The organism is Sinorhizobium sp. NG07B, from assembly GCF_002532005.1.
In the GTDB taxonomy this organism is placed as follows: domain Bacteria; phylum Pseudomonadota; class Alphaproteobacteria; order Rhizobiales; family Rhizobiaceae; genus Sinorhizobium; species Sinorhizobium fredii_C.
On record NZ_NWTD01000001.1, the window covers coordinates 1,874,450 to 1,897,710 of the forward strand.

Annotated in this window: 17 protein-coding genes; 2 read left to right on the forward strand and 15 right to left on the reverse strand. The window is 62.3% G+C overall.

Annotated features, from left to right (window positions below; genetic code table 11):
• Positions 1-28: 28 nt before the first annotated feature.
• From scpB to CO664_RS09210, 6 genes are all read right to left on the reverse strand, one after another.
• Entirely contained in the window at positions 29-754 is a 726-nt protein-coding gene (gene scpB, locus CO664_RS09185; RefSeq protein WP_097538485.1) for an SMC-Scp complex subunit ScpB, read from the reverse strand.
• Positions 747-1,610 carry a ScpA family protein gene (locus CO664_RS09190; protein WP_176536520.1) on the reverse strand — a complete coding sequence of 288 codons (864 nt, stop codon included), beginning with the start codon at positions 1,608-1,610 and terminating at the stop codon, positions 747-749. The genes scpB and CO664_RS09190 overlap by 8 nt, the downstream gene beginning before the upstream one ends.
• A 146-nt stretch (positions 1,611-1,756) precedes the next feature.
• Positions 1,757-2,773: a beta-N-acetylhexosaminidase gene (gene nagZ, locus CO664_RS09195; protein WP_097538629.1), complete on the reverse strand. Its 1,017-nt coding sequence runs from the start codon at positions 2,771-2,773 to the stop codon at positions 1,757-1,759.
• A 144-nt stretch (positions 2,774-2,917) separates the two neighbouring features.
• The gene (locus tag CO664_RS09200) at positions 2,918-5,926 is read right to left on the reverse strand and encodes an SPOR domain-containing protein (protein ID WP_097538487.1); all 3,009 of its coding nucleotides are present in this window, start codon (positions 5,924-5,926) and stop codon (positions 2,918-2,920) included.
• A 63-nt stretch (positions 5,927-5,989) separates the two neighbouring features.
• Positions 5,990-7,750, reverse strand: coding sequence for an arginine--tRNA ligase (gene argS / locus CO664_RS09205; RefSeq protein ID WP_097538630.1), 1,761 nt, complete (start codon positions 7,748-7,750; stop codon positions 5,990-5,992).
• A gap of 100 nt (positions 7,751-7,850) precedes the next feature.
• Positions 7,851-9,068 (reverse strand): deoxyguanosinetriphosphate triphosphohydrolase, encoded by a 1,218-nt coding sequence (locus tag CO664_RS09210; protein ID WP_097538488.1) that lies wholly within the window; start codon positions 9,066-9,068, stop codon positions 7,851-7,853.
• A 193-nt stretch (positions 9,069-9,261) separates the two neighbouring features.
• On the opposite strand from CO664_RS09210, the gene erpA reads away from it, so the two are divergent.
• Entirely contained in the window at positions 9,262-9,594 is a 333-nt protein-coding gene (gene erpA / locus CO664_RS09215; RefSeq protein WP_176536521.1) for an iron-sulfur cluster insertion protein ErpA, read from the forward strand.
• Positions 9,595-9,610: 16 nt separating this feature from the next.
• Here the strand turns inward: erpA and CO664_RS09220 are convergent, their stop codons facing one another.
• On the reverse strand, positions 9,611-11,074 hold the full coding sequence (locus CO664_RS09220) for a phosphatidylserine/phosphatidylglycerophosphate/cardiolipin synthase family protein (RefSeq protein ID WP_097538489.1): 1,464 nt from the start codon (positions 11,072-11,074) through the stop codon (positions 9,611-9,613).
• Positions 11,075-11,252: 178 nt separating this feature from the next.
• Here CO664_RS09220 and xth point away from each other — a divergent pair, with 178 nt between their 5' ends.
• Positions 11,253-12,035, forward strand: coding sequence for an exodeoxyribonuclease III (gene xth, locus CO664_RS09225; RefSeq protein ID WP_097538490.1), 783 nt, complete (start codon positions 11,253-11,255; stop codon positions 12,033-12,035).
• 55 nt (positions 12,036-12,090) lie between these two features.
• Here xth and exoR read toward each other — a convergent pair whose 3' ends face one another.
• The 8 genes from exoR to exbB all read right to left on the reverse strand — a co-directional run bounded on the left by exoR (position 12,091) and on the right by exbB (position 23,118).
• A complete protein-coding gene (gene exoR / locus CO664_RS09230; protein WP_037422955.1) occupies positions 12,091-12,894 on the reverse strand; it encodes an exopolysaccharide production regulator ExoR in 804 nt (267 codons plus the stop codon).
• A 447-nt stretch (positions 12,895-13,341) separates the two neighbouring features.
• Positions 13,342-14,619 carry an OmpP1/FadL family transporter gene (locus tag CO664_RS09235; RefSeq protein WP_097538491.1) on the reverse strand — a complete coding sequence of 426 codons (1,278 nt, stop codon included), beginning with the start codon at positions 14,617-14,619 and terminating at the stop codon, positions 13,342-13,344.
• A 439-nt stretch (positions 14,620-15,058) separates the two neighbouring features.
• Complete coding sequence (locus CO664_RS09240; protein WP_097538492.1) at positions 15,059-17,899, reverse strand: valine--tRNA ligase; 2,841 nt, start codon at positions 17,897-17,899, stop codon at positions 15,059-15,061.
• Between the two features lie 204 nt (positions 17,900-18,103).
• The gene (locus tag CO664_RS09245) at positions 18,104-18,928 is read right to left on the reverse strand and encodes a PopZ family protein (protein WP_097538493.1); all 825 of its coding nucleotides are present in this window, start codon (positions 18,926-18,928) and stop codon (positions 18,104-18,106) included.
• Between the two features lie 265 nt (positions 18,929-19,193).
• A complete protein-coding gene (tolC, locus tag CO664_RS09250) occupies positions 19,194-20,561 on the reverse strand; it encodes an outer membrane channel protein TolC (protein ID WP_037384553.1) in 1,368 nt (455 codons plus the stop codon).
• Positions 20,562-20,842: 281 nt separating this feature from the next.
• A complete protein-coding gene (locus tag CO664_RS09255; RefSeq protein ID WP_097538494.1) occupies positions 20,843-21,502 on the reverse strand; it encodes a protein-L-isoaspartate O-methyltransferase in 660 nt (219 codons plus the stop codon).
• Between the two features lie 215 nt (positions 21,503-21,717).
• Entirely contained in the window at positions 21,718-22,143 is a 426-nt protein-coding gene (gene exbD / locus CO664_RS09260) for a TonB system transport protein ExbD (RefSeq protein ID WP_097526823.1), read from the reverse strand.
• Positions 22,144-22,149: 6 nt separating this feature from the next.
• Complete coding sequence (gene exbB / locus CO664_RS09265; RefSeq protein WP_097538495.1) at positions 22,150-23,118, reverse strand: tonB-system energizer ExbB; 969 nt, start codon at positions 23,116-23,118, stop codon at positions 22,150-22,152.
• Positions 23,119-23,261 lie beyond the last annotated feature (143 nt).

A 23,261-nucleotide genomic window follows, 5' to 3' on the forward strand; every position in this document is an offset into this window, starting at 1 on the left:
CTAAAGCCGATAGCCCCACTCAGGATTCCTAATCGTCCCCTTCAGCCTTCGGAGTCAAGAGGCCCAGTTCCTCGAGGTCCATCTGGGTGATGAGATCCTCATTGTCTGAAAGTTCGTCCTCACCGACAGGGACCGGGATATGCAGGTTGGAGGGAACCCGACCGGACAGGAGACCGGCGCCCTTCAATTCCTCGATGCCCGGGAGATCGCGGATTTCTTCCAGCCCGAAGTGATCGAGGAAATCCCGCGTCGTTCCGAATGTGACCGGCCGCCCCGGCGTGCGTCTTCGGCCGCGAAACCGCACCCAGCCCGCCTCCATCAGTACATCGAGCGTGCCTTTGGAGGTCTGAACGCCGCGGATGTCCTCGATCTCCGCACGCGTCACCGGCTGGTGATAGGCGATAATGGCCAGGACTTCGAGCGCGGCGCGCGAGAGCTTCTTGATCTCCTGCTCGTCAGTTTGCACGACGAAGGAGAGATCGGCCGCGGTGCGGAACGCCCAGTGGTCGGCGACCTGAACGAGATTGACGCCGCGGCTCGCATAGGACGCTTTCAGCCGTGCCATGACACGGCCGACATCGACACCACGGGGTATCCGGCTGGCGATATAGCTCTCGGAGATTGGCTGCGCCGATGCGAAGACGAGCGCTTCGGCGATCCGCTCCGCCTCCTCCGCCAGCCCTGGATCGATGAACACCTCGAGCTCATCCTCGTCGTCGGGTAGTCCGGGCAGGAATTTTTGCGCCTCAGCCACGCGCTGCCTCCATTTCCGCAAGGGTCGCGGCATCGATCGGCTTCGGCCCTCGCCTTAGGTAGATCGGTGCGAAAGCGGCCTCCTGCCGGATTTCCAACCGTCCCTCCCGCACCAGCTCGAGCGACGCGGCAAAAGAACTTGCGATCGCCGTTGCACGCTCCTTCGGGCCCGTCATGTAGCGGATGAGGAAATGATCGAGCGCGGTCCAGTCTTCGAGGCTGCCGACCATCCGGGCGATGATGAGGCGCGCATCGGCAAGCGACCAGACATGGCGCTTCTCGATCGTCACCTGGGTTATCGCCTGCCGTTGGCGGAGCGTAGCGTAGGCCGTCAGCAAGTCGTAGAGCGAAGCGTCGTAGCCGGACTTTCGTTCCGATACGAGGTGCTCAGGCGCACCGCGTCCGAAGACGTCTCGGCCCAGCCTGTTGCGGTTGACCAGCCGCGTCGCGGCATCGCGCATCGCCTCGAGACGCTTCAGCCGAAAAGCCAGGGCGGACGCCATTTCCTCGCCCGAGGGGCCCTCGTCCTTCGACTGCTGGGGAATCAGCAGGCGCGACTTCAGATAGGCAAGCCATGCCGCCATCACCAGGTAATCGGCGGCAAGTTCGATGCGGATCGAGCGCGCCCGCTCGATGAAGGCGATATACTGCTCGGCAAGCGCAAGAACGGAGATTCGCGAAAGATCGACGCGCTGGCTGCGGGCAAGATGGAGAAGCAGGTCGAGCGGGCCCTCGAAGCCGCCAATGTCGACGACGAGTTCTTCCTCGTGCAAGCCGTGATCGGCAGACTCGCCCTGCCACAAAGGCTCCATCGGCGCCTTTGCCACAAGTTGCCCCTGCCTTTCGTCAGACCCCATCGATCCCATGCCCTTTCGACGCAGCGTAGCCGCGTTTACCAACTAGAGCGCCCCACCTTCATGCGAACGCACAAAAGAACTCTCTATCGCGTTGAATCCAGGGAGTCTTTTCTGCCTTCGACATATCTCCTCGACAGCAGAATGCCCTAGACGAGCGAGAACATCGCATTGAACTCCGCTCGCAATATGTCTTCGTCCGAACCGTCAGGCTGTCGGAAGGCGGCCTCGGCAGCCTTCGCGCGGCGCAGCCGGTCTCCCGACAGAACCGGGACGACATAGGCGACCGCCTTCATTTCTTCCATAATGCCGTGGCAATGCAAGACGAGATCGAGCCCTGCGTCGACAATCCCCCGGGCGCGGGTGGTCATATCGCCAGCAAGTGCGTTCATGGAAACGTCGTCGGACATCAACAGGCCGTCGAAGCCGATATAGCCGCGGATGATCTCCCGCACGACCTTGGAAGAGGTGGTTGCCGGATTGTCGGGGTCGATCGCCGTGAACACCATATGCGCCGACATCGCCATCACCTCGTCCCTCATGGCGGAGAATGGCTGGAAATCGACACGCTTCAGTTCGTCCAACGAGGCGTCGACCACCGGCAGGTTGTGGTGCGAATCCACGAAGGTGCGGCCATGGCCCGGCATGTGCTTCATCACCGGCAGCATGCCGCCCGCTTTCAGGCCTTCGCCGACGGCACGGCCGATCGCCGTCACAATCGCCGCATCGTGGCCATAGGCGCGGTTGCCGATGACGTCATGGCTGCCGGGCACCGGCACGTCGAGAACCGGCAGGCAGTCGACCGTGATGCCGAGCCGCATGAGATCGAAGGCATGCAGACGGCCGAGCAGCCACGCGGCACGCAGCCCCATTTCAACGTCGCGCCGGTAGATCTCGCCGATGGCTGCACCGCTCGGATATTGCTGCGCGAGCGGCGGGCGAATGCGCTGGACGCGGCCGCCCTCCTGGTCGATGAGGACCGGTGCTTTCGGATTGCCGACGCTGTCGCGCAGGGCCGCGACGAGATCGCAGATCTGATCTTTCTCGCCGATGTTGCGACCGAAGAGAATGAAGCCCCAAGGGCGCTCGCCGGCGAAGAAGCTGCGCTCTTCTGCCGTGAGGGAAAGGCCTTTGCAGCCCGAGATGAATGCCTTTGATTCGCTCATATGCCGATCATAATGGCCCGCGACCGAACCGCGAAGCCGCAAAGCGCCTGCCGGCGCCTCCATGCACAGGCAAGCGCATCGCGCGTAACGAAACGGGCGCGGCATTACTGCCGCGCCCGCCTAATTTCTTTCAAGCCTTCGCGGCTACTTCGTCACGAGGCAGCTTCCGCCGGCGCTCTTGTAGCGCGAGCAAAGGGCATTGGCCTCTTCCCGCGAACCAGCCGGTATCCTGACGCGGTAATAGGTACCCTTGCCGGCAATCTCCGCCTTGCGAATATCCACTCCGCGGCCGCCGATGACGCTCGCGAACTTGGCCGAGAGATTGTTGTAGCTCTTCTGCGCCTCGGCCTCGGAGGGCAGCGAGGCAATCTGGACGACGTAGCTGCCGGCCGGAACGGATGCGGTCGCGAGCGGCGCGGCGGGCTGTGCAGCCGCCGTTTCCGTGGCCGGCTTAGCTTCCGGCGCTGCAGCCGCAGGGGCTTCTGCGGCGGGTTTCGCCGATGGGGTCGGCTCGCTGCCGACGGCCGTCGTCTTGACGCTGCGGACGGGCGCGACCTCGTTCCCGGCCGGCTCACTCGGTGCCGCAAGCGCGACCTTCCCGGCCGGCGCGGCAGGTTCTTCGGCGGCGCGCAGCTCGGCTGCCGCCACCGCGACCGCTGCCTTGCCCTCAGACCCGGAGGCGCCCGCCTCCGCCGAAGCATCGGCGGGAATGGGCTGAGCAGCAGCCGTAGCCGCGCTGGCGCTTTCGGTCGGCTCGTCACGGGGAACGAGCGTGCCGTCCGGCTTGACGATCATGGTCCGCACCTTGCGCGGCGCCACAGCCGGGGCAGCTTCCTCTTCGGCAGCGGCATTGTCCGCAGATGCATCAGGCGCCAGACGCGCGACTTCTTCCTCTTCCGGCGGAGATACGCCAGGCAAGGCGTCCCCGTTTTCACTGCCTTCAAGCGGCAGGGATTCCGGCGTCAGCGTTCTCTGCACCACGTCCATCGGTTCTTCCGTCGAGGAGACCAGAGCCTCCTGGCGCGGAGCGGTGCCCTGGTCGCCGGCCACCCGGTCGTAGACCGCCTTGTCCTGGTTCGGAACGGTCTTGCCGCCCTTCTGCTCCGGGACGATCTTGACCGGGTCCTTGTCGGCTAGGATGATCCTGGGGCCGTCGCCGGACAGGACGGCACTGCTTCCGCCCATCCAGGCGTAGACGGCAGCGCCGCCGAGGATTATGACACCGGCCACGCTTGCAGCCAGCAGCATCGTGCGCTGCGAGCGGCGGCCATAGCCCTGTTCGGCGAAATCGTCGCTCTCGGCCCGCGGCATCGCCGCCAGCCGCTCGGTGTCCTGCGCGGCGCTGCGGCGCTCCGACATGGAACGCTGGAAGTCCTCTTCCATCGCCTTCTCGAATTCCTCGAAGTCGTCGAGCGACGCGAGCGGCGCGCCGCCATTGCCCGCCGATCCGGCGCGCGCTGCGGGCGCGGCGTCGGCCTGGCTCGAGCGTCCGCTCTTTGCAGCCGGCGCCGGCGTATTGAAGAGCTGTGCCATTTCCGCGTCGATATCGAGGTCGAAATCGCCAGGATAGGAAACCGGTTTCTCTTCGGCTTCCAGCGACGGAAGCTGCGGGACATCGAGATCGGCGATCGGCGCGACGCCGCTTTCCATCTCACCGATCATGGCGGGATCGAAAGGCAGCGGACTTTCCGATGACGTTTCTACGGCCTCAGCAACCCCGGGGGCTTGATCCACTGCTGGCACCGGCGCCTGTTCGCGACGCAGTTCCGGCGCGCTCACCGGAGCAAGTGCCTGCAGGAACGGCTGAGCCGCCGGCTCCACCAGCGCAGGATGCCCTGCGACCGGAGGCGCTTCGGCAACTGCCTTCGGCGCGTTCACCGGAGCAAGCGCCTGCAGGAACGGCTGAGCCTCCGACTCCACCAGCGCAGGATGTCCCACGGCCGGAGGCGCTTCCGCAGCTGCCTTCGGCGCATCGTCTTTCAACAGATCCATGTCCAGCGCAATGTCGGCGAGTTCCAGCTCGAAATCATCGAGATCGAAGCTCGGCTCGGACTCGGCCTGCGGCGCTACGTTTTGCGCGAACTCCGCTTCCCGCACGGCGGGCGCCTCAGGGGCGACGGCCGGAGCCGGCGCCTGAACGGCGGCAGGCGCCGGGATCGGAGTGGCGTAGGCGCGCTGCTGAGATGCACCGGCTGCCGACGCGACGGGCGTCGCGCGGCTGAACATCGGCGTAAAGGGGTAAGTGTTCTTCTTTGCGACAGGCGCGGAAACATCGGGCGCCGGCTGCGCGGCAACCGATGCGGCCGCAACGGCTGCAGCCGGGACGATCGGTATTATCGGAAAGCGCTCCACATCGGCGAGCAGCCGATCCACGGGCTCGGGAGCCGCCGGTTCGGGCGGCAGGGCCGGCGACACATGCGCAGCAACCGCCTCGGTGACCGCTGCCTCCTGCGGCTGTTCGGGCTCCGCCATATCCAGGTAAACCGGTTCCGCGATATGGGCGCGTTCGGCAGCCTTGCCGGCCGCAGCGAGCCTGGAGGCAAGCGGCTCCTGCCAGTCTTCGAATACCGGGAGGTCCGGGGTTTCGGGCTGCTGGACCGGCTGCATGCCGTCGCCAACGGGCGCGGCCTCGGCCGACAGATCTTCATAGCCGAGCGACAGTTCGAGTTCGCGTTCCAGATCGACGGCGGAATCGACGTCCTGCGTCACAAAGACATCCGCCTCGCGATCGCTCGGCACCTGATCTTCTTCTGGAGAAAACGCTACCGGCTCGCCGGAGAGTTCTGCAGCGCGTTCTACGGCCGGCGCCGACGGCTCCATGAGCGGCGCTTGGCTTTCCGGCTCTCGGCTTTCCAGCACAGGCTCAGGCGAGCCCGCCGCAGTCGCGGCCGGATGCTCGACAAGCCCGCTATCGGGGTGCACCGGTGCCGCGCGCGGGGCGTCATAGCTGTCGAATGCGCGCAGCAGCTCGTCTTCGAGATCGAAGGCCGGATCGCGCCGGATCGTCTCCTGGTGTCGCTGCAACTCCTGCAGTTGCTGAACTGCTGGCCGAGCATCGTAACCGACAATGCGGGCAAGTTCGCTCAACGGATCATCATCGGCCAATTTGTCGAATTCTGCCGGCCCGCTTCGTGCGAATTGTTTGTCTGCCATAGTTTCCACTCACAACTGCCTGCGTTGAATTGCCAGCGCATTGTGGGGAAATGGTGACACTACTTACCGCATCTCTTCCGGCGCCGAGGTGCCCGTAACGGACAGACCCGACCTCAATACCGAGGCGACAGCATGCACCAGCCCGAGTCTGGCAATGCTTAATTCTCTGTTCTTATCGTTAACAAAACGTAATTCCGGATTTTCTTTACCTTTGTTCCAGAGAGCGTGGAAGGCTGCAGCAAGATCATACAGGTAAAAAGCGATTCGATGAGGCTCCTGCGAGAGTGCTGCGGCCTCGACGACGCGAGGATATTCTGCGAGCTTGGCGACGAGCTGCAATTCGGCAGGATCGACGATCGCTCCGATAACTGCGCCGGCAAGATCGATCGAAGGCAAGTCGAGATCCGGGAAAGCTTCTTTCGCCTGGCGGAACACCGAGCAGCAGCGTGCATGCGCATACTGAACGTAAAAGACCGGGTTGTCCTTCGACTGTTCCGTCACCTTGGCAAAGTCGAAGTCTAGCGGCTCCGAATTCTTCCGGTAGAGCATCATGAACCGGACCGGGTCCCGACCGACTTCATCGACCACGTCCCTTAGCGTCACGAAGTCGCCCGAGCGCTTCGACATCTTCACCGGCTCGCCGTTCCGATAAAGCTTGACCAGCTGGCACAGCAATACAGTCAGCTTCGCCGTCCCCTCGGATATCGCCCGCGCCAAGGCTTCCAGGCGCTTGACGTAGCCGCCGTGGTCGGCCCCGAGGACGTAGATCATCTCGTGGAACCCACGGTCGAACTTGTCCTTGAAATAAGCAACGTCGGCGGCGAAGTAAGTATAGCTGCCGTCCGACTTGATGAGCGGCCTGTCGATGTCGTCGCCCACTTCGGTGGAACGGAACAGCGTCTGCTCGCGGTCCTCCCAATCCTCGGGCAATTGGCCCTTCGGCGGCGGCAGCGTGCCCTTGTAGACATGTCCCTTGAAGGTCAGGTCGTTGATCGCGGTGCGAATCCGCGCTGCGCCATTGTCGTGCAGCATCCGTTCGGAGAAGAAGACGTCGTGGTTGACGTTGAGCGCGGCCAGGTCCTCACGGATCATCGCCATCATCGCGTCGATGACGCGCTCCTTGACGAGCGGCATCCACTTGTCTTCCGGCATGATCCTGAGGCTCGTGCCGAATTCGTCGGCAAGCGCCTCGCCGACCTGTACGAGGTAATCGCCGGGGTAAAGCCCCGGCGGTATTTCGCCGATCTCTTCGCCGAGCGCCTGCCGGTAGCGCAGAAAGGCCGAGCGGGCGAGCACGTCGATCTGCGAGCCGGCGTCGTTGATGTAGTATTCCTTGGTGACGTCGTAGCCGGCGAAGGCGAGAAGGTTCGCCAGGGCATCGCCGACGACGGCGCCGCGGCAATGGCCGACATGCATCGGCCCGGTCGGGTTCGCCGAAACATATTCGACGTTCACCTTCCGCCCGGCACCGATAGTGCTGCGTCCGAAATCCGTGCCCGCCCGCACCATCGCCGAAAGAAGCTTCTGCCAATAGGAGACCGACAACCGGACATTGATGAACCCGGGCCCGGCAACGGACACGTCGGCGACCTCCGGATCCTGGCGCAACTTGTCGACGATGAGATCGGCAAGGGCGCGCGGGTTCGTGCCCAGCGACTTTGCGAGGACCATTGCCGCGTTCGTCGCCACGTCACCGTGGCTGAGGTCACGCGGCGGCTCCACATTGACCCGTCCGAAATCGATCTCTGATCGCTTTTCACGAACGATATCAAGCGATTCCAGAATGTTTTTAACTCTTGATTCGAAGTCTGTGAAAAGGTTCATCTGATCCATCCGCTCTTTCCCAGTCCAACTGGAGAATGGCGCAAAACTCAAAAAGGAGGCCGGGTCCGTAGGGAACCTGCAGCCTCCGCGCGGCGCGTCACTACCGCAAATCCGGCGTGTGGTCAAACAAGCGCCGGTGCACGCTGATCGCGAAGGTATCGGTCATGCCGGCGAGATAGTCTCCCACATGGCGCGCGCGGGCCGGCTCGGCCATCCCGGCGATCTGGTCGATCCAGTAGTGTTCCTTCATCAACAGCGGGTCGGCCATGAACGCCCGATAGAGATCGGTGACGATCGATGCCGCCGCCTGCCGCACGCGCATCACCTCCGGGTGGCGATAGATGCGTGTCATCAGCAGGTTCTTGATCTGCCGGTCGGTCTCGCTCATCTCCTCGGAGAACATGGCGATAACCCTGCCGGCCTTGCGCACGTCGCTCGCGCTCTCGGGTCGAACTTCGCGCAGACGCGCCTGGGCGACGCCGATGACGTCCTCGACCATTGCGGTGATCTGCCGGCGCATGATCTCGTGGGTGAAGCGGCCATCGTCCAGGCCGGGATAGCGGTCGTGCACGTCGCGCATCAGGCGGGCAAGGAACGGCACCTCCTCCAGCATGTCGAGCGTCAAGTACCCTGCTCGCAATCCATCGTCGATGTCATGGGTATTATAGGCGATATCGTCGGCGATCGCTGCGACCTGGGCTTCGAGGCTTGCGAAACTTGCCAATTCGAGATCATGGACGGCGCAATAATCCAGGATCGGCTGCGGCACCGGTCCGCGGATGCCCTCGCCTTCCGGCGTCATCAGCGGTCCATTGTGCTTGACCAGTCCTTCGAGGCTCTCCCAGGTCAGATTCAGGCCGTCAAATTCCGCGTAGCGGCGCTCGAGCTTGGTCACGATGCGCAGCGACTGCGCATTGTGGTCGAAGCCGCCATAGGGTTTCAGCACCTCATGCAGCGCATCCTCGCCGGTATGGCCGAAGGGCGTATGGCCGAAGTCGTGGACCAGCGCCACCCCCTCGGCCAGGTCCTCGTCGAGCTTCAAGGCCCGAGCCAGGGCGCGGGCGATCTGCGCGACTTCGATCGTGTGCGTCAGCCGGGTGCGGTAGTGATCGCCGTCGGCGGCAATGAACACTTGGGTCTTGTGCTTCAGGCGACGGAAGGCGGTCGTGTGGACGATGCGGTCGCGGTCGCGTTGAAAATCGGAACGCGTCGGACTAGAAGCTTCGGGATAGAGCCGGCCGCGTGATGCCCAGGGATTGGAAGCAAAGATCGCGTGCTCACCATAACCGAAGCCGAGCGCCTGTCTGTCGAATGCCATTTCACACCTGTGATGCCGTCCCATTGACGGGACATTCAAGCCTTCATACCTATAGTATGCGTTGCAGGAAAGCGACGAGGGAATAGCTGATCAATCACCGCTGATCCCGGTGGCTTGCCTCTCGAGCCCAGCAATTGTAGCGCCAGGTTGCAAACGAATCTCTCCGGTTCTTGACCCCGGCAGGAGGCCAGACATGATGCAGGATACAGTGACGCTTTCGGATGCGGCCGCCCGGCGCATCGCCGCCATACTCCAGACCGAGCACGACAAGACGGCGATGCGAGTCTCCGTGGAAGGCGGCGGCTGTTCAGGCTTTTCTTACAAGTTCGACCTGGTGGAGAAGGAAAACGACGACGATCTGGTTCTCGAGAAGGGCAATGCGAAAGTGCTGATCGACAGCCTCTCGCTCGTCTATATGGGCGGTTCGGAAATCGACTTCGTCGACAACCTGCTCGGCCAGTCGTTCCAGATCAAGAATCCGAATGCCGTTGCAAGTTGCGGCTGCGGAACAAGCTTCTCCGTCTAGCCTCTTCCCACTGCCTCTACAGATAGGGTGAGCCCAGCCAGAGCAGGCGGTTCGCAAGCCGGTTGAGCATGGGCTCGGCTTCAAGGCTCGCGAGCGTCACCTCGGCGGCCATCTCGCGCACAGCGCAGAATTTCTCGCTGATCGCCTGCGCAAAGGCGTCATCGAGAATCTCGAGGTCGAATTCGAAATTCAGCCGCAGCGAGCGCGGATCGAGATTGCTCGATCCGACATAGGCCCAATGGCCGTCGACGACGATCAATTTCGAATGGTTGAAGCTTCCCTTCGCCCGCCACACGCGACAATGGCCTTCGAGCACCTGGTCGAATTGCGCCGTCATGGCGCGGTCCACGAGCGTCAGATTGTTAACCGCCGGCACGATGATGTCGACTTCGACGCCTCGTCGCGCAGCCGTCACCAGCGCGCTGATGAGCTCCCTATCCGGCAGGAAATAGGGCGACATCACCCGGATGTGCCGACGCGCAATCGAGAAGGCGCCCATCAGCATCTTGTGGTTGGTCTCGTTGGTGCTGTCGGGTCCCGAGGGCACGGCGCGCATCAGCACCGACGGCACATCGCCCCGCTCCTCCAGATCCGCCAGCCGCCAGGCTTCGCCCGACAGCAGCTCTCCGCTCGAGAATTGCCAGTCTTCGGCCGCCACCTGGAAGATGTCGGCGACGATCGGCCCGGCGACGCGGAAATGCGTGTCGTAGGAAGCGGCGATCCCGGCGACCTCGGTAGTGAAGCCGGCGCGAATGTTCATGCCGCCGGTGAAGGCGACCCCGCCGTCGACGACGACGATCTTCCGGTGGGTTCTGAGATTGGCATAGGGCAGCCGCAGGCCGATGATGATGTTGCCGTTGAAGACGGCCGTCGTGACGCCTCCCTCCTGGAGATAGCCGACGATGCTCGGCACCGAATAGCGGGCGCCGACCGCGTCGATCAGGACCCGCACACTGACGCCGCGCTTGACCGCGGCGATCAGCGCATCGGCAAAGCGAAGCCCGATCTGGTCGCGATCGAAGATATAGCTTTCGAAGAGGATGCTGCGGCGAGCGCCGGCGATCGCCTCGAGCATTGCCCCATAGACCTCGTCGCCGCCCTCCAGCGTGGTGATGTGGTTCCCGGTCGACATGGAGAAACGTGATACGCGATCGCCGAGAATTTTCATCGCCGCGAATCGCTGCCCGAATCGGACTGCCACGTTTTCATCCGTGACGTCGGAACCGAGAAACGGGTCCGGGCCGCTCGCGCGCAGGAGCGAGCGCTGCAGGCCGATCGAGGATCGGCGAATGCGGTTGATGCCGGCTACCGCATAGATGGCCGCGCCGATGACCGGAGAGAGGAGAACGACGCCGACCCAGCCGGCCGCGGCGCGGACATCGTCCTTCGTCATCGCCGCATGAATGATCGCCGGCACCCCCAGCGCGAAGGACAGGAGCGCCAGGAAATGCGGCCAATAGTTCTCGATGAACGCGATCATGCGCGGGACTATAGACGGACCGAATGAGGAATCAATTCCGCCACCGACGGCTGGATTTCCTTCAGCGAACGCGCAAGGAAATGGGCCTCTTAGCGGCAATTCCGCCTCTCGCTGGGGATTTGTCAAAAGAAACCGCAGCCGCTAAAACGACTCGACAAAAGAAAGGCAGATGCGGCCCATGAAGATCGCCACCTGGAACATCAACGGCGTCAAGGCGCGGTTCGACGGTCTCGTTTCCTGGCTCAAGGCATCGAACCCGGACATCGCCTGCCTGCAGGAGATCAAGTCGGTCGACGATGCCTTCCCGCGGGAGGAGATCGAGGCGCTCGGCTACCACATCGAAACCCACGGGCAGAAAGGGTTCAACGGCGTGGCGCTGCTTTCCAAGCTGCGGCCGGACGAAGTCAACCGCGGTCTGCCCGGCGACGATTCCGACGAGCAGTCACGCTTCATCGAGGGCGTCTTTTCCGTTGCAGGCGGATCGATTCGCGTCTGCTGCCTCTACCTGCCGAATGGCAATCCGGTCGGCACGGAGAAATATCCCTACAAGCTCGGATGGATGCAGCGGCTCACGTCCTTCGCGAAGGAGAGGCTGCTGCTCGAAGAGCCGCTGATCCTCGCCGGCGACTACAACGTCATTCCCGAGGCCCACGACTGCTGGGACGTGAATGTCTGGCGCAACGACGCGCTGTTCCTGCCCGAGACACGTTCGGCCTTCCGGCGGCTGCGCAATCTCGGCCTCACTGACGCCGTGCGCGCGACGACGGATGAAGTGCCGCTTTATTCGTTCTGGGATTATCAGGCAGGCTGCTGGCAGAAGAATTTCGGTATCCGCATCGACCACCTGATGCTGTCACCCGAGGCCGCCGATAAGCTGGTTTCGACATCGATCGAAAAGCATGTCCGCGCCTGGGAAAAGCCGTCCGACCACGTGCCTGTGGCTGCCGAATTCGCATTATAAGGGGATGAGCGAGAAGCGAAGGCGAGGCTCCGGCCTCGCTTGACGCCGGGTCGATTTATTCGTCGGCCTGGGGATGCATGTTTTGGGCCATGGCGATCGCTACGCGGCGGTCGTCCTCGGTCGCAAGCGAGAAGGCCTGCTCCTGCATGGACTGGAGCCACGGCCTGTCCTTCGGCGAACACTGATCGAGCGCCGCCGTCATATAGGCGAGGCCGCGCACCGTCTGGCCTTCCTGGAAGATGACGTTTCCAAAGACCCCCATGGCGCCGGCATGGCCGTTCTTGCGCGCCCGGTTCAGCCATTTCTTGGCCTGCTGAACATTGACGGTGCCGCCCTCGCCCGAAAGCAGCATCCGCGCCAGCTGGAACTGCGCCTCGGCGATGCCGAAGGTCGATGCCGCCTGGAAATAGAGCTGCCGCGCCTGCGGCAGGTCCGCCTGGACCGGGCTGTCCGGAATACCGCGCCGGTAATAGCCGGCAAGCGCGATCAGGGCGTTGACGAAATAGCCGGTATCCTCGGAACCCGGCTCGACGCCCTGTTGGGCGATCTCGCTGTAGATCTTGAACGCTTCGAGATCGTTTTCCGCGACCCCGTCGCCATAGGCATACATGTTGGCAAGCGCCCAGCGCGACCCCGTATGGCCCTTCTCGGCGGCATAGCGGTAGGCTTCCACCGCCTCGTCCTTGCGACCGCTCTTATAGGCGGAGAAGCCGAACTTGAAGAGCGCGAACGGACCCGATTCCTTTGTCACGCCCGCGGACGGATCGAAGGCTCGCGCCGGCCCTGCAGCGGTAGCGCCAACCGCCAGGGACATGCCCAGCACGGCCATTTTCAGCGACTTTAGTTCACCCGCGCGCATCACAATCAGCTTCTTCCGTCCCAGCCGGCTACGCCGACCCAATCACCAGGCACATCGACCATTTCCCGGCCCCGTGCCGCTTGAGCGTTCTGCCGTGTCAACGCCCGACGGCTCGTTCGGTTGCCGCGCGCGTCAGCGCCGTCGCGATCGATATCGGCCCGACCACGCGCCAAGCGCCAATTGCTAAGGGATGTCATGGCGGCACACAAACTCAGTTCACCTCAAACGCAAACACAGCACTCGCACGTTTGTCGCTATTATCGCTGCTCCCATTTTGTGGCGGGAAATGGACATACTCGACACGGGGCGGATACTAGCAAAGCATAGTAATAAATGTGTTGCTGAATCGTCACATTCGCGATTGCTTATAAGCAGTGGCCGAAGTGATCGCTTCTCACAAAAGAAAGGCCCGGCAGAACCGGGCCTTGAGACGCTGATCGATGGAGATCAGAACCTGACTTTTAGCGATGTGGAGATCGCGCCGACGAAGTCGTTGTCGAAATCGTAGGAAACGTCGTCGCCAATCGTTTCACCTTGATAGGTTACCTCCCCCGAGCTACCGCTCGTCATTATTCCCACGCTACCCGCCAAACGAAATTCGACGTTCTGAGTAGGCGCGTAGGTAACGCCTGTTCCAAGCAACCAGGTATCGGTCTGTGCACCATAACCATGGCTCGTGCCGCGATCCCAGGTTAGGCTTACGGCCCCGCTCCACTGGTCATTGAACTTGTGGCCAATGCCGCCGGTAACCGTCCAGCCGTCCCGGTAGAGCAAATCAAGGCTAGTGCACGGCGTGACGGCCGTCACAGTTGCAGGGCAGAATCTGACCACCTGCAATTGGCTCCAATCGGTCCACTTGACCGAGCCGAAAGCAAGCCAACCTGGAGCAATGCCGGTTTGTACCTTCAATTCCAACGAATCGGGCATCGAGGCCGTGCCGCTGACGTCATACTTGGTGCCAGTCACTAGGCCGACGCCGGGTACGATGAAGCCGAGCTGACGCAAGTCAATGAAACCTGAGAGGTTGTCGAGATCAACGGCACTGTTGTAAACGAGGCTTGCGCGCATCGCATATTCGGGAATCTCGTACGCTGCGCCGGTCCGCCAACCCCAACCGTGGCCTTCAAGTTCAAGCCGCCCGACACCCGAGAAGAGACCGTCAAGTGCAGTGCCCGTGTAATCCTGCACCAGGCGCTCTTTGAAGCCTCCCACCTCCTGATAGAAGACACCACCAATGATGCGCATGAACCCCGGTCCCATGTCCCATTTGTAGGAGCATGTCACCGCGTAGTTATCACTCTCCACTTTCGTTTCTATGTTGTTGTTCGCTCCAGCCCAATTCTGGCCTGGATTGGTGTGGGCGCCCCAAGGCTGCGAGTAGTCCGCCATACAGTCAACACTGTCACCCAAAGCAGCCTTAAAACCGACACGGGGCGCCCAATAGCCTTCTGTGTCATCCGCTCTATTGGGGCGACCACTGAGATCGCCGCCGCCGAACTCTCCCGTCAACGGGTTTGTATCCGCGGTATTCGTATCAACAACATTCTTCAGTTCACGTTGCGGAGTAACAAAAGTCGCCGTCGCTTCCGCCGCGTAATCCGATGGATCGAACAAGAGATCGATATTGTAACCGCTGCGCTCGAGCCCCCCAGCCTGCGCAGCCGACGCGACGAGCACTCCGGCGACCGCTGCGAGAATGCTCTTCTTCAGTTTATTTCGAGCCATTCAGCTCCTCCCCTGCATTTCAATCAATGCGGCGTTTGACCTCGCGCCGCCGCACTTGGGCTGACTATTCGTCACGATGCCGTGATTGGCAATTCGCGGTCGGAGGGCTAAAGCCGACGAATTCAGTCATCAAATTTACGTAAGAATTTCATGATTCGGCCATATTCCGAGGAACAAAAAAATTATTACTCACCACCAGTATGGTCTTCGCTCATATTAGAAATTTTTTCCAACAATCCAGCAATGTGTGACGTCACGACAACAACATTGCTTTTTGCAAAACAACCCGCCGGCTGTCCGCGGGAAAACGCCGCTACAAAACCCGCGCGTGTAATTCGGAGCTTGATCGACCAACGGGGAAACTGATTCGAAGTTGCCTCGATACGAAAAAGTCCGCTGCATTTCTGCCGCGGACTCTCATATCCAAGCTGGGACTGGATTAACCCGCTTCCGACACGCGGCTTAGTGCAACGCCGAGCGAGTCCTTCTGCAGGTTGAGTTCGGCCAAGCGTTCCCGCTCCGCTTCGACCAATTCCGGCTTCGCATTGGCGACGAATTTTTCGTTGGCCAACTTGCCGAGGATCCTCTCGCGCTCGGACTCGACCTTGGCAATTGCCTTCTCGAGGCGCAATTTTTCTGCCGCCAGATCGACGAGGCTGCCGAGCGGCAGGCAGGCCGTCGCCTCGCCGATCACGATCTGTGCGCTGCCACGCGGCGCCACCGCCGCGTGCTCGATGCTCTCCACCCGCGCCAACCGCTTGATCGCCGGGCCGTGCCGGTCGAGCCGCTCGCTCGTCAAACCCTTGGCGCCGACGACGACCAGCGGTGCCATCGCGGCCGGCGGGACGTTCATTTCCGCCCGGACCGAACGAATGCCGGAGACGAGATCGATCAGCCAATTGATTTCGTCCGCGGCGAGATCGTCCGCGTAGAAGGCCGCCGGCCATTCGGCGTGGCAGAGCAGCGTCGCGCGCTCGCGCCCCGGACCGCCGGTCTTTTCCCAGAGCTCCTCCGTCATGAAGGGCATGAACGGATGCAAGAGCTTGTAGGTCTCGTCCAGAACGTAGGCGACGCAGGCCTGCGATTCGCGCTTGGCTGTCTCGTCCTCGCCGCCGAAGACCGGCTTCAAAAGTTCGAGATACCAGTCGCAGAACTGGTTCCATATGAAGCGGTAGAGACTTCCCGCCGCGTCATTGAAGCGATATCCCTCGATCGCCTCGGTGACATCGCGAATCGTGCGCGAAAGTTCGGTCAGAATCCAGCGGTTAACCGTCAGCGAGGCGGCTTCCGGGATGAAGCCCTCGCTGCTCGTCGCGCCATTCATCTCGGCAAACCGCGTGGCGTTCCAGAGCTTGGTGCCGAAGTTGCGATAGCCGGCGATGCGGGCCGGATCGAGCTTCACGTCGCGCCCCTGGGCCGCCATGATCGCCAGCGTGAAGCGCAGCGCATCGGCGCCGTACTCGTCGATCAGTTCGAGCGGGTCGATGACGTTGCCCTTCGACTTCGACATCTTCTGCCCGTTCTTGTCGCGAACCAGCGCGTGGACATAGACGGTGTGGAACGGCTCGACCGGCGTGCCGTCGGCGTCCTTCATGAAATGCAGGCCCATCATCATCATCCGAGCGACCCAGAAGAAGATGATGTCGAAGCCGGTGACCAGGACGTCGGTCTGATAGTATTTTTCGAGCTCCGGCGTCTCACTCGGCCAGCCGAGCGTCGAGAAGGGCCAGAGGGCGGACGAGAACCAGGTGTCGAGCACATCCTCGTCGCGCGTCAGGATTTCGCCCGGTTTGAAGTTTTCAAGCAGGTCCTCGACATAGGCCTTCATAGGTCCTTCATGCGCGATGTAATGCTGAATCGCCGCGTGCAGCGCCTCTTCCTCGGTCTTCTCGACGAAAACCTGGCCGTCCGGACCGTACCAGGCGGGGATCTGGTGGCCCCACCAGAGCTGACGCGAGATGCACCAGGGCTGGATGTTCTCCATCCACTCGAAATAGGTCTTCTCCCAGTTCTTCGGGACGAAGCTCGTGCGGCCTTCCCTGACCGAGGCTATGGCGGGCTTCGCCAGCGTCTTTGCGTCGACATACCATTGTTCGGTAAGGCGCGGCTCGATCGGCACGCCGCCGCGGTCGCCGTGGGGAACCATGTGCTTGTGCGGCTCGATCTTGTCGAGCAGCCCAGCCTCCTCGAAGATCCGAACTATGATGCCTCGAGCCTCGAACCGGTCCTTACCCTCGAGTTGATCCCAGGCGCCATGCAGGGCCGCCGGTTCATCGAGGCCCTCGAGAAAGTCCTCGTTGTTCTTGATGGTGATCCGACCTTCTACGGTCATGATGTTGATCGCTCGAAGTCCCGCGCGCCTGCCGACATCGAAATCGTTGAAATCATGCGCAGGCGTGATCTTAACGGCACCCGTGCCGGCCGTCGGATCGGCATAGCTGTCGGCGACGATCGGGATGCGGCGTCCGACGATGGGCAGGATCACGTGCTTGCCGATCAGCGATTTGTAGCGGGCGTCGTCGGGATTGACCGCGACACCGCTATCGCCGAGCATCGTCTCCGGCCGCGTGGTCGCCACGACCAGGTAGTCCCTCGTTTCCCACTCGGTGGCCCTTCCGTCATCGTCAAACGCGACCGGGTACTCATAGTTCACGCCAGGTTCCAGCGGGTAACGCAGATACCAGAGATGGCCGTTGACCTCATGCTGCTCGACTTCGAGATCCGAAATCGCCGTCAACAACTTCGGGTCCCAATTCACCAACCGCTTATCTCGATATATGAGGCCCTCCTTATAGAGCGTCACGAAGACTTCGAGGACAGCTTCGGAGAGTCCCTCGTCCATGGTGAAACGCTCGCGCGACCAGTCGCAGGAGGCGCCGAGCCGCTTCAGCTGATTGAAAATCAATCCGCCAGATTCGGCTTTCCATTCCCAGACCTTGTCGATGAAGGCCTCACGTCCCATCTGCCGACGATGCTGTTGGCTCTCCATCAGCTTCCGCTCGACGACCATCTGCGTGGCAATGCCGGCATGGTCCATGCCCGGCTGCCAGAGGACATCCTTGCCGCGCATGCGCTCGAAGCGGACCATGATGTCCTGGAGCGTGTTGTTGAGCGCATGGCCCATGTGCAGGGAGCCGGTGACGTTCGGCGGCGGAATCACGATGCAGAAGGTTTCGGAGTCCGGCTTTGCGCCGGCGCCGGCACGAAACGCGTTTTCATCGTCCCACGTCTTGGCGATACGCGGATCGACGGATGCAGAATCGTAGGTCTTGTCGAGCATTCTTTGACCGATTTTCGAGAGTGATGTCAGGGTTTGTAAACCGGAACGGCCCGTCCAAGTCAACACAAACGGGGAAAAAGCCGCGACGATCACGGCTTTGACCTGTCAACTCAAGGATGTCCGCCAGCAGCTTTTCTGAAACGGCTCGATGCACCGGAAGGCGCAGAAGCGGTTCCGTCGCCTCCTAGGCGCTCCGCAACGGTTTTAGCGCCGGGGACCGCGCGCGACCCGTTCGATCTCCTCGCGCACCAATCGCTCGACCAGCGTCGGCAAATTGTCGTCGAGCCATCCCTGCAGCATTGGCCGGAGCATCGCCTCGGCGATCTCGTCGAAAGACCGCCGCGGTCCGTGGTCCACCGCGTGGGCCAGATCTTCAAAAGCACGCGCCACCTGTCGGCCGACGGAGGGCGATACGATCGCCCCGGCCTCCTTGTCGCCTCTCTGGGCCACCTCCGGAGCGGAGGAGTGGGCCGGCGCCGGCGGGACGGCCGCCATCGCCACGGGCTCTTCGGCAAGGCTGTGCGGCGACGCGCTTTCGGGCAGCTGCTCGGTAGCGGCCGAGGGCGCTTTCGAAAACGACACACCCGCCATCCGTGATGTGATCAGCGGGCTGTCCACTGCCGATTTTTCCGGCGGACTTCTTTCTGCCAGACTGGGCTGCTCGGGGATCGGGGCCTCCTTGGCAGCGTAATGCGACGCATGCCGTTCGGAGGCCGCACGCACGCGCGCGGCGACGTCGGCAAGCGAAAGGGGCGACGAAGCGGATGCCGTTGCCGTCCCCGCGCCGCCATTGGCCGGCTCGGCGTCCGACAGGGAGATGCGCGACGGGAGGTGGTGTTCGGACGAAGCGAATGCCGCAGCATCGATTTCGGAGTCGATCGTCAGCTCGATCTCGTCGTCCGGGCCGTCCTCGAAGGTTTGCGGTACAGAGGCGCCGGCCAGACCAGGCTCGTTGTTCTCGATGATCTTGCGAATGGATGCCAGGATCTCATCCATCGAAGGTTCTCGTGCGACATTGAGCTGTGCCATTTCAATCCTCGTTTGCTGCGGACAGGCGCGTCTCAGAAGCGGTCCGCGTGCCGATTTCGAACGAACCTTATGTGAGTTCGCGAACGAAACAAATGTCGCGAATCAGCTGAGGAAATTCTTGCACAGATTTGTTTTTTGAAGGAGGTGTAAAGGTTGCGAAAGAAAATGGCGCGCGATGGTCGCCCACGGCACGCCATACTACTTTGCGACATCAGCCCTCTCCTTGACCCGAAGGCGGTTCAAGGAGAACGATGCGGCGGAAACTTTAGCGTCCGTCTACGGTACGCAGGCCGAACCACTTGTCCTTGACGGCTTCGTAGTGCTGTTCTGGGCGATACTCGGCGACTTGCAGGCCTTGAACCGCGACCGTCAGCTTGCCCATGGCGGCAAGCAGGGCGTAGCTCGCCACGACGGCATCGCGCTGAGCGGCGGCAAGCGATTCCTGCGCATCCAGAACGTCCTGCTGCGCATCGAGCACATCGAGCGTGGTGCGCTGGCCGACCTTGCGTTCTTCGATGACGCCTTCGAGAGCAAGATTCGCGGCCGAGATCTGCGACCTGCTGGCGGTGATCCGGGCAAGCGCGGACTCGAGCTGCGCATGGGCGGAGACAACCGTCTGCTGCACCGAGGCGCGGGCGGAGTCGACGAGGATGCGCTGCTGGCCAAGAACTTCCTTGGCCTGGCGAATCTGGCCGTATTCGGCCCCCCCCTGGTAGATCGGCACTTCAAGACGGGCGGTGACGCTCGCAGTGGTGTCGTCAATGCCCGTGCCGGAATTGCCGGTATTGCGTGTGACCGATCCCTGGAGGACGACGCCCGGCAGCATCGTGCCCTCGGCCGATTTTACCTGGAAGCCCGCCGAATCGACATTGTACTGCGCTGCGAGGATCTGCGGGTTCTCCCGCAGGCCGGTGGCAACTGCCTGATCAAGAGATCTCGGCATGCCCTTCGTTGCCGGACGGGGCTGACGGATACCCGTCGGGGCGGCGCCTACGATCTGAACATAGACCGCTTCGCTCTGCTTCAATTGGGCAACCGCAGCGACGAGCAGCGACTGCGCGTTGGCGAGTTCCGCTTCCGCCTGGCTCACGTCGGTCCGAGTGCCTTCGCCCACATCGAGGCGCGCCTGGGCGGCGTTCAACTGTTCGCGGAGGAAGGCGAGGTTCTGACGGCGGATGGAGACAATCTGCTGGTCGCGGGCGATATTCGCATAGGACTGGGCAGCCGACAGAAGAATCTGGATCTCGTTGGCCTTCAGTGTCTCCCGTCCGGAGAAGACGTCCGACTGCGCCGCCCTGACGTTGTTCAAGGTCTGAAATCCGTCGAAGATCGTCTGGGTGATCGAAATGCCGACCTGCCCGTCATGCGTATCCCGCCTACCGGTTTCGGCATCGATGCGCGTCAGCGTCCCCGTCGCAGAGGCAGAAACCTGCGGGCGGTAACCGGACTTGGCGATCGGAACGCCCTCATCGGTGGCGCGCAGGCCGGCGCGCGCCGCATTGAGATCCGGATTGTTCGCATAGGCCTTGGCCATTGCCCCGAAGATCGTCTCAGCGAGCACGGCGTGCGGCGCAAGCAATACACTGGTCGAGACAGCCGCCCACAAGGCTGCTTTGCGGACAATCGACACCATCTTCCCTCCGTTCAGCCGGGCGGCACGCACCCGGCAATTTCCAGCAGACCAAATCCCCATGGGCGGCCTGTTCAATCCCCATGCGGCAATCCGCCCTGCCGCCCCTCGGCGGGCAAATCACCACATCGTTCCACTTTGAACCCCGGATTCGACCTTACGACAACCGTACACTGCATGCGAGGGGGGCATTTCAAAAAGAAACACATGACACGTTGCCGATTGGCAACATTGCAGATTTCAGCAAAAGATGTGCGTGCTGAGATGCCTCAATAAGTGGCACCTCAGAAAATAAAGGACCGCTCGCGATTGAACCCAGGCAGCGGCTTTACGGACGTATTGAAATCGGATCGCTCGGAAGTCCTGCCCGATTCTCGCACATAGAGTTTCGCACGCGATGCGTTACCAAACCCTTCCACGGCGACCAGTCGGCCGCCGTCGCGAAGCTGCTCAAAAAGGGAAGCGGGAATCGTTTCGACCGCACCATTGATGAAGATCACGTCATAGGGCGCTTCGGCAGCATACCCCTTGCTAAGATCGCCGCCCACGACCTTGACACTGCCATAGCCGAGCCGCGCCAGCGTCTCAGTCGCTGCGGCCGCCAACGCCTCGTCGCTCTCCAGCGCCACGACCGAGCCGGCGATCAGCGACAGCAGCGAGGAAGCATAGCCCGTCCCGGAACCGATCTCGAGCACCTTGTCGGCTTTGGTGATCTGGGCGAGCTGCAGCAGCTTTGCCAGCGGAGACGGCTCCATGAGGTAGCGCGGGGTGGCGCCGCCGACGAGCTCGATATCCGTGTCGATATAGGCGAGTTCCTTCATCTTCGCCGGCACGAATTCCTCGCGCGGCACGGAGAGGAAGGCAGTCAGAACCGAATGGGAGGTCACATCCGTCGTCCGGATCTGATTGTCCACCATCTTAATGCGCGCTGCTTCGAAGTTCATGATACTGCCTCGTGTGCGAATGGGCGCGGCGCCGCCATCCCGGAACCCCGCGCGATCTAGCCAGGCTGCGTGAGAGCCTCTTGCCTAAGCTCATAATTCGCCGCACCGCCGGTTTCAAGCGACCGCGGCATTCGGCCCGCAAAAAGGAAAGCCGCCGGCGCGACGGCCGGCGGCTCGAATGCGATTGGTTGGCGCGTTCAGTGCGACGGGGATCGTCAACGTCCGGGAGCGGCCTCGAGCCCGACAAGGGCGATCTTCCCGTAGCCTGCACCCTGTATAAGGTTCATGACGCTCATGAGCTCGCCATAGTCGACGAGCCGGTCGGCGCGAAGCAGAACGCGGGTTTCCCTGTTTCCCTTGGCGATTCGATCGAGCTCCGCCACGAAGGCGTCACGTGCCGTCTCCTCATTGCCGATCGCCAGCGAGAGATCCGCCTTCAAGGTCACGAACACCGGCTTGTCGTCACGCGGCGTCGGCGTGGCGACCGATTGCGGCAAGTCTACCTTCATGTCGACCGTCGCCAGCGGCGCAGCCACCATGAAAATGATCAGGAGAACCAGCATCACGTCGATGAACGGTGTGACGTTGATCTCGCTGTTCTCGTCGAGGTCGCCGCTGCCTTCGGATATCCGTCCCGCCATGTCCGCTCACCCGATCCTGGCAATCGACGCATCGGCACCATGGCCGTAGCCTTCCTGCCGGCGCGGCTGCGGCTGCGGCTTGCGGATGTGGCGGTGATCGAGATCGCGGCTCACCAGCCGTTCCACCGCGGCGGCGGCATCCGCCAGGATGAGCTTGTATCCGCCGACCGAGCGGGCGAAGTAGTTGTAGATCACCACTGCCGGAATGGCAGCGACAAGCCCGATGGCGGTCGCCAGCAGAGCTTCGGCGATGCCTGGCGCGACAATTGCCAGATTGGTCGTCTGCGCCTTGCTGATGCCGATGAAGGAATTCATGATCCCCCAGACCGTGCCGAACAGACCCACGAAGGGACCGACAGAGCCGATCGAAGCCAGAACGCCGGTGCCTGCGCTCATCCTCTTGCCGGCGCGGATTTCGATGCGGGAGAGCAGCGAGGCGACGCGCTCCTTGACGCCTGCCGCCGGCGCTTGATCCAGGACCGCTTCGGAACGGGACATCTCATCGACGGCGGCGGCGATCATTTCGCCCGCCGCACCTGCCTTGCGGTCAAGCTTCAGCTCTGCCAGACCGTTTGCGGCCATCAACGCCCGAACCGCGCGGTTCATCCGCGCCTTCGCAAAGGCCAGTTCCAGGGTCTTCACGAAGAAAATCGCCCAAGTCGCCACCGAGGCCAGGGCAAGCGCGATCATCACGCTTTTGACGACCACGTCAGCGGCGAGGAACATACCGACCGGCGACAGGTCGTGCGGAAGATTTGGCGCGCCTCCGGCGGCGACCGCGTCACCTTCGGCCGGCGCTGGCGTAGTTACGGGGACCGGGCTGCTTCCAGCCTCTTCCGGCAGCGGGGCAACGGTCTGCTCCCCGACCGGCGCCGATGGTGCTGTCTGGGCTACGCCCATGCATGGGCCGGACAGGAAAATGGCAAGTGTCGCCGCCAGCAACATGGTCTGGGTCGGCCGGCTCCGATTCGACATCTCGTTCCTCACTATTTCGTGCGCTTCCGATCGACGTCGGCGCTTCGGGCAATCGAGGTCGCTGGCCGAAGGCGCCAGGATTCCTCGCCGGCACGGTCTTTACGCAATGCCGGTCCGGATGACAAGAATACTGGAGTAGAATA